Genomic DNA, 10,224 nt, shown 5'->3' with positions numbered 1-10,224 from the left:
CGACAGCATCGCCGTTGCCACGCCCCAGCGGTCCATCAGCCGCAGATGCTCCTCGGCCGACCAGCTCGGCCAGCCCGCCATCCCGTCCGGGTGAACGTGGCCGGCGGCGCGCGCTGCGACTACATAGCCGTCGGTGAGGAAGTGGGCGTGCACCTCGATGAGCTGCGGGTCGGTGTCGGTGACGCCCATGACGACAGACTAGTGGGAGCCCAAGCCGCGGTGCGGAGCGCTGCGCACGTTAAAGCGAGGCTGTGGTGGTCGTCGGCATGCACAGTAGGGCGCGCGGTGATTAGTTCGACAGAAGCTGGCACCTTCAGTGCGATCAGTGCCGCGATCCATCGACAGACCCGCCCGTCTCGAGACAATGGTCAGCTGTTCTGTTGCGGTGACTTCACCCCAGAACTGAAGAAAGTCAACGGTACCGCGGCGGCGACGCTCACGAGCATGACGACTGCGGCGGTCTGGTAGGGGCGTCGTATCGCCAGTGTGTGAACCGGCGACGCGGTGCCGCCGTCGAACCGGCGAGTCGGCGGTACCCTCCGAACGTGGTCGCCGCCGCAAATCCTGGGTCACCACGGTGCGGGCACCGCGGCGTCGATGAGGTGAGGTCCGGGTTCGTTCAGAGCGGCACTGAACTGAGCTGCGAGTTCCTCAGCGGTGTGTGCGCGGCTGGTCTCCCGGTGCCGCCGCGAGAGCTGGCGATGCTCAAGGCGATGCGCTCGGTACACCTGGGCGAGCGCCTGGCAGTGGGCCGACCACTCACCGACGCCGACCTATTGCTGTCACGCGTCGATGGAACGTGGCTACCCGTGCGCGAATACTCGCGCGAGTTTGCAGCCCAACGCACCGCCGCCGGGCTGAAGGCGATCACGCTCCGCAAGCTGCGGCAGCAACATCTCACGGATGCGCGCCGCAGGCATCGCCGCCGATTGCCGCCCGGCACGGCCATACCGAGCGCATGACCCAGGCCGTCTATGGGCGTGTGACCGACGACGGCCTGACCGCAGCCGCGGACGTCTTCTCCTCAGCGGTAGGACAGATTTAGGACACAGGGCGTCCTGCGGCTCGATCCGGCTAACAAGTAAACACGCTCCGACACTGGTCAGAACGAATTTTCAACGTGGAGCTGCACACCGCGCTGCGCGACGGATACCTGCGCCTGGGCGTTGGCCATGAACTCGTCGCCGGCCGCACCTGGACGCGCATCGCCGCACACCACCGAGGCCGCGTCCGCGCCGAACTGCTCACCATGGCCGCGGTCTCCTACTGCGGGCAGCACACCGTGCGCGCCGGAATGGCACTCACCTACGCCGCCACCGCCGCCCGCGACGACCACAGCGCCCTGCCCCGACTGGCGGCGATCACCCACTCCGCGCTGCAAGCCGGTATGCCGCTGTCGAGCATCCGGTCGGTCATCCCCAGCCGCGAAGCCACCCCCATCCCGGGCACCGAGCTGTAAAGTTCGGACTCGTCAACCGGCCGAACCACGACTACCCCTCGAATCGGGCCGGCCGGTTGGCTTAGCGAGCTACCACTGCGCGATCGCCGCACCGGCCCACTCCCCCCGCGGACCCCCCACGAGCCAAGCCAACAGGAAAAATTCGGCCGCCAGTGTCACCAACGCCGCCCAAATCTTCGCCACACCAACCACATCCCCACCACATCGATCCCCTAACCATAAATCCCCGACACACCACACCGCCCCACCAACTCCCCGCCCGTTTCCCTCACTGCTCCATCGATATCCGTAACCGCAAAACAAAAAAGCGCACGGGCACATTGGCACAGGGGTGCAAAACTTCGCTTCGGCCATAAGGGTCCTCCGGAAGAGTCCCTCTTCGAGCCTAGCGGCGGCTAACTCTTGCTGCTCGAATTCTCATATGCGCGAACAGATTGTGCCCATGTGCGCCTATACAAGCGCGGCCAGACCCTGACGGTCGGGCCACGTTTGCCCAGAACTGGTCCAGGCGCCGTCGGGCGCTGAAGACTTTCAGCCTGTGTCAGGCTGCAGAATTGCAGCTGCGACCACCTGATCTCATCGGACAACAGCTGACTTTACCTGTCTCACAATGCCTTTCGAACCGGCCGCGCCGCTTGCTAGCAAGCTAGTTCAAATGACCGCTATCGCCGCGTTCATAGTGCAGGCGCAGGGCAATACCCCTTCCGGGTCACAGACCGCCAGCACGCGCAACACCGCTGGACCGGACACCATCGCCCAATGCGTTCCCGCGGCAGCGCAACACACGGAGATCCTGTGCAGTGCCGAAAACCCATCGATCCCCATGAAACCCACACCGCGCAGATCCAGGATCATCGCATGGCGAGCTCTCACGTCGCCCAGCGCGTACTCGGTCAGGGCGCCGGCGTTTGTCGCGTCAATATCACCGTGAGCGCTGACAATCTCGGTCGACATCGTCAACCAGCGACCACTGAAGACGGCCCGCGGCCGCCAGGGTGAGGTCGCGATGGGGTAATCGGGCGGGGTCGACGGGTACTGCATGTCTCGGGTTTCAACTGCGGCCACGTGGGGCTCCCTTCAGTCGTACGCCAGATTCACACCGGTGCAACGTGTTCGCGCGGGGGATCACAGGGCCGTCACCCCGTTCGGCGGTCGGAATGTGCGCTGGACGTCGGCCGAGCCCGTCGGTGGGATGTCGACCTCAGCACGCCGGAACTGCACGTCCACCTCACCGCGCGGTCGCGCCTGCCGATCAGGAGCGCGGCATACGTGCAGGGAGCACAGGCTATGGCTCCCTGGTGAACGCCGGGCGTTGGTGCGGTGTGATTCGGCCTGCACACGAGCACGCCCGAACATCGGCGATGCGGACATAGTGATCCCGGCATACGGATATCACAGGAGTGTCGGGTTCGGAGCGACTGCTCCTGGAGCTCCGCGGCAGGCGGCGGAACTCGTCCCAGACCAGCTGAAATTCTGAGCTATTGGTGAACCTACACCCGCTCGGACCTTTCCGCTGGGAGACGTCGTTTCCGCCGACGCCGTTTTTTTCCCGTCAACGCTGTTGGCTAGCGCTTCTGCGTCGGGAATCGAGATGAGGGCAGCCGTATCGAGATGAGGGCAGCCGTATACTGATCCTCGGACCTGGAGCGGCTGCGCTGCAGGTAGGGTCGCCACACCCGCGGCTATCAGGGTCGGCGAGACAATAGGCGCGGATAGCGGCGATGACCGAATTCAACGACAACGAAGAGGGCACACTGGACCGACCCCTGACCTCTGAGCAGGTCGTCGCGGACGACGCCGACTTGCTGGCCGCGATCGGCGGCCTCTCCGAACTGGTCACCGACAGTGTCGGGTTGGCGGAGTTGCTGGCGGAGGTGGCGACCTTCGCGGTGCGCGCGATACCGGGCGCCGACGGTGCCGGGGTGACGCTGCTGCGGGTTGACCCGCCCGACAACATCGTCGAAGCGTTGGCGGCCAGTGCGCCGTTTGTCACCGAGATCGACGACATCCAGTATGTGACCCTCAAAGAGGGCCCCTGCATCACGGCGGCGCTGGAACGTCGCACGGTGCGGTCAGGTTCACTGGGCGGGGAGAAGATGTGGCCGCGGTTCGGTCCACGGGTGGGCCGTTTGGGCGTGCACAGTGCGCTCTCGCTGCCGCTGCTGTTGCCGGGCCAGGTGGTCGGGGCGATCAACGTCTACGCCCACAGGAAAGACGTCTTCGACGAACATGCCGCGCAACTCGGGGAACTGTTCGCCAAACCGGCTGCGGTGGCGGTCCACAACGCCCAGATCCTTGCCCGGGCGAAGGCACTCGCCACACAGTTGCAGACGGCGTTGTCGACGCGGCCGGTGATCGATCAGGCGATCGGCCTGATCCGAGGCCGCACCGGGCGCAGCGCCGAGGAGTCCTTTGCTCAGCTGCGGGCGATGAGCCAACGCGAGCATCGCAAATTGGCGGACGTGGCGCAGCGCATCGTCGATGAGGCTGTCCGCCGCGCCCGAGCCCGCCACAGCCCATCCTGACCGCAGGCACATCGCCCTCGCGGATCGCTGGCCCCCGATAGCGAGTACGTTGAGAGCCGGGAGACCCACTAGGGGCGGGTCCTGACCTGTCCTAGAATCCCCCACCGTGCATGGCGACTCGCCCTGTCGGCATTTGGCAGGCTCGATCGGCGCCCGGGAGCGCCCAGCGGAGCACCTCGTGAAGTTCAGTGCGTCACTGGCCGCTGAGCTGGCTGTCCTAAGCGCGGCGCTGGATGAGCCGAGATCCGATGTCGGCCAGGGATTGCGTCAGTTAGCCGACGCGGTCGCCGTGGCCGTGCCCAGCTATCTGGGCCTGACTGCGGTTGTCACCCGCCACGATCCGGTTTTCACGGTCACCCTGTTCGACGACGATGTGACGGCGAGCGATATCGGCACCTCCATCGTGCTGGCGTGGCCGGACCCCGGTGACGGCCACGACGTAGCGGCGGTGGCAATCATCCTCTATGCGCGCTCGCCTGGGGCGTTTGTTGACCTCGCTGCAGACGCGTCGTGGCTGACCGGACGCCCACTCACGGACTTTCCCCTCGACGCCCACCTCGCCGCAGCGGCCAATCCCGACACAGCAACATCCTTGGAAGCGGCCTCGGTGACCAATCAAGCAGTCGGTGTCCTCATCGGCCGTGGCTCCACCGCCCGGCAGGCTCACTGGGAACTCGACACACAAGCCGCGCACAGTGGAACGGACCGCCTGGCCGTCGCCCGCCTCATCCTGGCCCGACTTACCCCCCGCGGCGATAATGGGTTCCACATCCGCTAAGTGCTCAATACGCACGCCGTCCGCACGGCGGCCGGATACCACCCGGTGTAGCGTCAGAGATGTTGAGACTGTCAACCAGTCCGGATTGAGGCCAGCCGTCCACCGCTGTCCTCGCTGAGCAAAAGCTCACCGCCGGGCACCCCGACGAGACTTCCGCCGGCACTGCGCAGGGGCCAATCCAAGATTGGGATTCGCTCACCCAGGCATCTCCCACGACCAAGTGCAGGCCGCATCGTGAACGGGGTGATGGCATCAGAAGGCGAATCACATGACGTACTGCATCGGCGTAATGCTCGACAAGGGAATAATTTTCGCCTCCGATTCTCGGACGAATGCTGGCGTCGACAACTTCGCCAAGTTCTGCAAGATGACGGTCTTCGAGCGTCGCGGCAACCGCGTTATCGTCCTGCTGAGTTCGGGAAACCTCGCCGGCACTCAGGCCGTCGTCGGCGTATTGACGCAGCGCTGCGCCGACGGCGAAGCGGCCACTAATCTCTTCGGCGCCCGCACCATGTTCGACGTCGCGAGGCTGGTCGCGGACGCGATGCGCGATATCGAGAAGCGCGATGGAGAGTACCTGCAAGAGAACAAGTTCCGCTTCAATGCCTCGTTCATCGTCGGTGGGCAGATCGATGGCGAGCCGATACGTCTGTTCCGAATCTACGCCGAGGGCAATTACATCGAAGCGGGGAGCGACACATCCTTCTTTCAGACCGGTGAAACCAAGTACGGAAAGCCGATCCTCGACCGCGTAATTACGCGTGATACTCCGCTTGCAGACGCCACGAAGTGTGTGCTGGTGTCTTTCGATTCGACCATGCGCAGCAACCTGTCGGTGGGCATGCCGATTGACCTGATTTGCTACGAACGGGACAGCCTCGAGGTGCAGTGGCGGCGACGATTCGATGACGGGGATCCCTACTTCACCGGACTCAGCCACGAATGGGGCGAAGGTGTGCGGCAGGTATTTGGCCAGTTGCCCGAGTTGCAGTGGTGAGGTGGATGCGACGTTGAATGCCTTCATAGTGACCTGTGAACACGGCTTCAACCGGATACCTACACCCTATCGGCGGCTGTTTCGGGAGCAGCGGGGGCTACTGGTTTCCCACCGGGGGTTCGATCCCGGTGCGCTGGTCATGGCGACGGCACTCGCCACCGCCTGCCACGCGCCGTTCGTGGCCTCCACGACCAGTCGTCTGCTCGTCGACCTCAATCGCTCGATTGGCCACCCCCAGTCTTTTCGGCGACGACGCGTGGTGCGCCGGCCGAGATGCGGACCTAAATCGTCGAACAGTATTACCGGCCCTATCGCGTGCAGGTCGAACGTCTTGTCAGGCAAGCGGTGTCGCGCGGCCATCGCGTGATCCATATTTCGTCGCACAGCTTTACTGCAGAGCTGAACGGCAAGGTGCGCGGCGCCGACGTGGGATTGCTCTACGACCCCGGTCGGCGCAGGGAGGTCGAGGTGTGCGCTCGCTGGAAGCAATGCCTCGCAGCGTTTGCTCCGGAACGCCGCAATTACCCCTATGCCGGCAAGGGCGACGGGTTGACCTCGCACCTGCGCCGTCGCTTCGGGCAGAACGACTACGTCGGAATCGAACTGGAAGTCAACCAGGGCATAGTCATCGCCGCTGACCGGCGCTGGACGGTGTTACGGCGCATGCTGATCGATTCGTTGCGCACGGCATGTTCCCTGTCTGAGACCGGAGACAAATGATGCGCATCCACGTCGGCTTCGAGATGATCTACGACTGCCCCCAGCCAACCCCGATGATATTCAACCTCAGCGTCCACTTCACCCGCGTGTCCGATCTCGTCGGCCGTGACGACCTGGTGGTTGAGCCGCCCATTCCGATGACGGCCTATCGTGATGGCTTCGGCAACGGGTGTACGCGCGTTGTTGCGCCGAAGGGCCGCACGCGCCTCTCGGCCGATGCGCTCGTCAACGACACTGGTTTGGCTGACGTCATCGTCGCTGGGGCGCAACAGATTCCCGTGCCGGAGCTGCCCGTGGACACGCTCGTCTTCCTGCTCGGGAGCCGGTATTGCGAAACCGATCAGCTATCCGAGACGGCGTGGAATCTCTTTGGGCAGGCGCCAACGGGATGGGGCCGCGTTCAGGCAATTTGCGACTATGTTTACCGACATATCAGGTTCGACTATGCGAACGCGCGCGCGACCCGGACGGCGCTGGAAGCCTTTAACGAGGGGACCGGGGTCTGCCGTGATTTCACGCATCTCGCCGTTGCCTTCTGTCGCTGCATGAACATCCCTGCGCGCTACTGCACCGGCTACCTCGGCGACATCGGTGTGCCGCCGGTGGACGATCCGATGGATTTCTCGGCGTGGTTCGAGGTGTTCCTCGGCGGGCAGTGGCATACCTTCGACGCCCGTCACAACACGCCGCGTATCGGCAGGGTATTGATCGCCCGTGGCCGTGACGCTGCCGACGTCGCGTTGAGCAACTCATTCGGCCCCGCCACATTGACGAGCTTCAAGGTGTGGACCGACGAGGTACCCGCCGGTTGAGTCAACCAGTCGTGCCGCGGAACCCATTCCGTGCGATGGGGACCAGTTTGGTGTGATCCCACGGCCAGCACGACACTGGGCCCGGCTCGACGACGCTGGGCCGCGTCTGCTCGCCGGAGGGCGTCGACCGGAATGACATCTGTCGCGTACGGGAAATGCGTAGCAGGTGTAGCATCATAGGTGGCTGAGAATTTCAGCTGGTCCGGGATGAGTTTCGCTGTCCGCTGCAGAATTCCGGGAGCATTCGCTCCGAACCCGACGCTCTTGTGATTGTCCGCATGCCGGGATCACCATGACCGCATCGCTCCTGTTTCGGCGTTCGATTATTCCGTGCGTAATCACGTCCCGCCCACGCCCGGCATCGACCGGGGGGCCTTTCCTCGGCGTCCTGGCCGTATCCTGCACGTCACCCTTAAGTTCCGAAAGTTGTTGCATGCCATGATCGTTCTCGGAATTATTCTTCTCATCGCCGGATTCCTGCTCAAAATCTCGATCCTGTGGACCATCGGCATCATCGTCCTCATCGTCGGCGTGGTCCTCACCGTGATGGGGTCGATGGGACACGCCGTCGCCGGCCGCCGCACCTATTACTAAATCGCGCTGCTAGGTGTCACCCAAATGTAATGGCCTGCACCATTCCCTAACGCCCACAATCGATTCGAGCCATCGACCCTTTCGCCATACTAGGAGACAACATGACTACTAGCAGCATCGTTTTGATCGCGGCCGTCGCGGTCGTCGCAATTCTGGCCCTTGCCGCAATCGCGTGGGTAGCGCGTAACAGACGCACCCAGCACCATCGCGTCGAGGCCGGCGACATCCGCGACAAGGCTGCCGAACAGTCCCACGAGGTAGGACAACGCGAGGCGCTCGCCGACGAGACGGCGGCCAATGCCCGCGCCGCTCAAGCCGAGGCCGATGCCAAGGCAGCGCACGCGACCGGCCTACAACACCAGGCGCAGATACGTCGCAGCGACGCAGCCACCGCCCGCGACGAGGTGAACCAGGAATTCGACCGTGCCAACAGGATTGACCCGGACACCCAATTCGGCGATGCCGCGCACGCGGACTCCACAACCCATGAGACACCTCCAAGAACTTCCAACGGCAAGCAAGGCCCACCAGTGATGCCGCGAGCCAGGTAGCCTCGCCAACCCTTCACGGCAGCGGCGGCCGGGTGATGAGTCGCCCGGCCGGTTAGGAGCGACGACCCCAATGCTTGACCACGCCTCGACCTCCACCGCGACAGAGATCGTCCAGAACAGCACCTTCGAGCGATTCGCCCGAACTGGCTATGTCGTGAGCGGCCTTTTGCACCTCACCATCGGCTATCTCGCCATCCGGATCGCTCTGGGCAGTGGCGTCGGCAACGCTGATCAATCCGGGGCGCTCTCGGCAGTCGCCGCCCGACCTGGCGGTATCGTCGCGCTCTGGGTCGCCGCGGTGGCCTTCCTGGTAATGGCGCTGTGGCGGCTTGTCGAAACAGCGGTAGGCCGTTCGACCGACCCGAAATCGCAGCGCGCAGCTTCCGAAGTCCTGGATCGGGCGAAAGCCTTTGCACTCGCGGTCGTCTACTTCGCGCTCGCGTACTCCACATTCGGATTCGCCCGGGGAGCCGGAAAGTCCACTGGTGAGCAGAATTCCGGGATCAGCGCGCGGCTGTTGCAGACCGGCGTCGGCACGGTCGCACTCATCGCCGGCGGCGTCGTCATCGTCGCGGTGGGCGGATATCACATCTACAAGGGAGCCAGCCAGAACTTTCTCGGCGATCTCAAAGGGACGTCCAGCAACCTGGTGCGACGACTGGGCACGGTGGGCTACATCGCTAAAGGCCTGGCCATCGCCGGGGCCGGAATACTGGTCATCGTCGCTGCCAGTCTTACGGAGCCGAGCAAGGCGACCGGAATCGACGGCGCCCTGAAAACACTTGGGGCCCAACCTTACGGAGTGGCACTGCTGATCGCCGCAGGCCTGGGCATCATCACCTACGGCCTGTACAGCTTCGCCATGGCCCGATACACCAAAATGTAAGCCGCACCGGCTGGTGACGACCTTGCCGGCTGGAAAGAAAGGAGTAGCGATGTCAGATGAGTGGACAATTTCCCGAGTCGGTAAATTGGAGGTCGAAGTAGGCGAAGCACTGCAGGAAGCTATTATTCGACTCCAAGTCTTGCCGCTACCTCCGCCCGCCTGGACGGATTGCTTCCTGCAGATAGTTCGAGGGCATCAAGTCACCATAACTGGAACAGAAACCCACCCAGACAAGATTGAAGCCGTCGCACGTCCCGCCGACGTTGAAGACGTAGTCGAAAAAATCGACTCCGCGATTGAGAATGCTAACAAGTACGTTAAAAAGGTCGTCCACTCCCAGCCGCAAGCCGGCGCCGACGTTAAGAACGCTGCACCCGCCGAGAGGCAGAGACTCCAGGCCGAGCTTGATCAGCTCGCGGAAAAGCTCTCCAAACCCGAATACTCACGGTAGTCATCCTCCGTGTCGCCTCGGCGAACAGACGCCACTTGTGCGAAAGCTGTGGATGGTGCGTGAGCCGAGCCGGCGCCGAGAAACCAGCGCCGAGTCACCTACACACGAACGATCGATCACCAGCCCCCGCGTGTCGCCGGTTTCGGCCGTTGAGTGGAATGAAGCCATCCGCCGAGTAGGAATGAGTGTCGTGGCGCGCACACCAGTTTCTCCTCAGGCTGCTGAAGGATCTGCGGCTGCCCGACTTCCGCGATTACGCCGTCGACGTGCCCCGCTCCCTTCTGTTCGGCTCGCGCCCAATGCCACAGGCGCCGAGCCGAGCTGTACGGGAGTATCAAAAGGGTGCAAACTTTGCCATAATCACGCGAACGGTGGGTATAGACCTGAAATGCAGGCACCGCTAATCATCCAAGCGTTAACTGGCGTGGGCGCGTTTGACGCAGCTGTCGGC

12 protein-coding genes and 1 pseudogene are annotated in these 10,224 nt (G+C 63.6%); 11 read left to right on the top strand and 2 right to left on the bottom strand.

The features are described from left to right. Nucleotides 1-189 (bottom strand): annotated as a pseudogene (locus QOC76_RS01230) (amidohydrolase family protein); the annotation flags it as partial. A 356-nt stretch (nucleotides 190-545) separates the two neighbouring features. On the opposite strand from QOC76_RS01230, the gene QOC76_RS01225 reads away from it, so the two are divergent. Together QOC76_RS01225 and QOC76_RS01220 are read left to right on the top strand one after the other, a co-directional pair. Beyond that, nucleotides 546-962: a hypothetical protein gene (locus tag QOC76_RS01225; protein ID WP_526353326.1), complete on the top strand. Its 417-nt coding sequence runs from the start codon at nucleotides 546-548 to the stop codon at nucleotides 960-962. Between the two features lie 158 nt (nucleotides 963-1,120). Continuing rightward, nucleotides 1,121-1,459, top strand: coding sequence for a hypothetical protein (locus QOC76_RS01220; protein ID WP_526353324.1), 339 nt, complete (start codon nucleotides 1,121-1,123; stop codon nucleotides 1,457-1,459). Nucleotides 1,460-2,110: 651 nt separating this feature from the next. Here the strand turns inward: QOC76_RS01220 and QOC76_RS01215 are convergent. Further along, nucleotides 2,111-2,413, bottom strand: coding sequence for an STAS domain-containing protein (locus tag QOC76_RS01215; protein WP_526353322.1), 303 nt, complete (start codon nucleotides 2,411-2,413; stop codon nucleotides 2,111-2,113). Nucleotides 2,414-3,180: 767 nt separating this feature from the next. On the opposite strand from QOC76_RS01215, the gene QOC76_RS01210 reads away from it, so the two are divergent. The 9 genes from QOC76_RS01210 to QOC76_RS01170 all read left to right on the top strand — a co-directional run bounded on the left by QOC76_RS01210 (nucleotide 3,181) and on the right by QOC76_RS01170 (nucleotide 9,773). Further along, nucleotides 3,181-3,984, top strand: a complete 804-nt coding sequence (locus QOC76_RS01210) for an ANTAR domain-containing protein (RefSeq protein WP_526353320.1) — start codon at nucleotides 3,181-3,183, stop codon at nucleotides 3,982-3,984. A 178-nt stretch (nucleotides 3,985-4,162) separates the two neighbouring features. Next, the gene (locus QOC76_RS01205; RefSeq protein WP_526353318.1) at nucleotides 4,163-4,762 is read left to right on the top strand and encodes a hypothetical protein; all 600 of its coding nucleotides are present in this window, start codon (nucleotides 4,163-4,165) and stop codon (nucleotides 4,760-4,762) included. A gap of 268 nt (nucleotides 4,763-5,030) precedes the next feature. Then, nucleotides 5,031-5,759, top strand: a complete 729-nt coding sequence (locus QOC76_RS01200) for a proteasome-type protease (protein ID WP_526353316.1) — start codon at nucleotides 5,031-5,033, stop codon at nucleotides 5,757-5,759. A 315-nt stretch (nucleotides 5,760-6,074) separates the two neighbouring features. Next, nucleotides 6,075-6,479 carry a hypothetical protein gene (locus QOC76_RS01195; protein WP_526353314.1) on the top strand — a complete coding sequence of 135 codons (405 nt, stop codon included), beginning with the start codon at nucleotides 6,075-6,077 and terminating at the stop codon, nucleotides 6,477-6,479. Then, on the top strand, nucleotides 6,479-7,291 hold the full coding sequence (locus QOC76_RS01190) for a transglutaminase-like domain-containing protein (RefSeq protein WP_526353312.1): 813 nt from the start codon (nucleotides 6,479-6,481) through the stop codon (nucleotides 7,289-7,291). Before QOC76_RS01195 ends, QOC76_RS01190 begins: the two co-directional genes overlap by 1 nt. A gap of 438 nt (nucleotides 7,292-7,729) precedes the next feature. Continuing rightward, entirely contained in the window at nucleotides 7,730-7,885 is a 156-nt protein-coding gene (locus tag QOC76_RS01185; protein WP_526353310.1) for a DUF6131 family protein, read from the top strand. A 101-nt stretch (nucleotides 7,886-7,986) separates the two neighbouring features. Beyond that, nucleotides 7,987-8,436, top strand: coding sequence for a hypothetical protein (locus QOC76_RS01180; protein WP_526353308.1), 450 nt, complete (start codon nucleotides 7,987-7,989; stop codon nucleotides 8,434-8,436). A gap of 70 nt (nucleotides 8,437-8,506) precedes the next feature. Further along, a complete protein-coding gene (locus tag QOC76_RS01175; RefSeq protein WP_526353306.1) occupies nucleotides 8,507-9,322 on the top strand; it encodes a DUF1206 domain-containing protein in 816 nt (271 codons plus the stop codon). A 49-nt stretch (nucleotides 9,323-9,371) separates the two neighbouring features. After that, a complete protein-coding gene (locus tag QOC76_RS01170; protein ID WP_526353304.1) occupies nucleotides 9,372-9,773 on the top strand; it encodes a hypothetical protein in 402 nt (133 codons plus the stop codon). Nucleotides 9,774-10,224: the final 451 nt, after the last annotated feature.

Source organism: Mycobacterium sp. (assembly GCF_032159565.1).
In the GTDB taxonomy this organism is placed as follows: Bacteria; Actinomycetota; Actinomycetes; order Mycobacteriales; family Mycobacteriaceae; genus Mycobacterium.
The sequence above is the reverse complement of the archived record's forward strand: the minus strand, read 5'-3'. Positions and strand labels throughout refer to the sequence as shown.

Coding starts and splice junctions, on each gene's coding strand:
- QOC76_RS01215 (WP_526353322.1), bottom strand. CDS start 2,413: ATGTCGACCGAGATTGTCAGCGCTCACGGTGATATTGACGCGACAAAC.
- QOC76_RS01210 (WP_526353320.1), top strand. CDS start 3,181: ATGACCGAATTCAACGACAACGAAGAGGGCACACTGGACCGACCCCTG.
- QOC76_RS01200 (WP_526353316.1), top strand. CDS start 5,031: ATGACGTACTGCATCGGCGTAATGCTCGACAAGGGAATAATTTTCGCC.
- QOC76_RS01190 (WP_526353312.1), top strand. CDS start 6,479: ATGCGCATCCACGTCGGCTTCGAGATGATCTACGACTGCCCCCAGCCA.
- QOC76_RS01185 (WP_526353310.1), top strand. CDS start 7,730: ATGATCGTTCTCGGAATTATTCTTCTCATCGCCGGATTCCTGCTCAAA.
- QOC76_RS01180 (WP_526353308.1), top strand. CDS start 7,987: ATGACTACTAGCAGCATCGTTTTGATCGCGGCCGTCGCGGTCGTCGCA.
- QOC76_RS01175 (WP_526353306.1), top strand. CDS start 8,507: ATGCTTGACCACGCCTCGACCTCCACCGCGACAGAGATCGTCCAGAAC.
- QOC76_RS01170 (WP_526353304.1), top strand. CDS start 9,372: ATGTCAGATGAGTGGACAATTTCCCGAGTCGGTAAATTGGAGGTCGAA.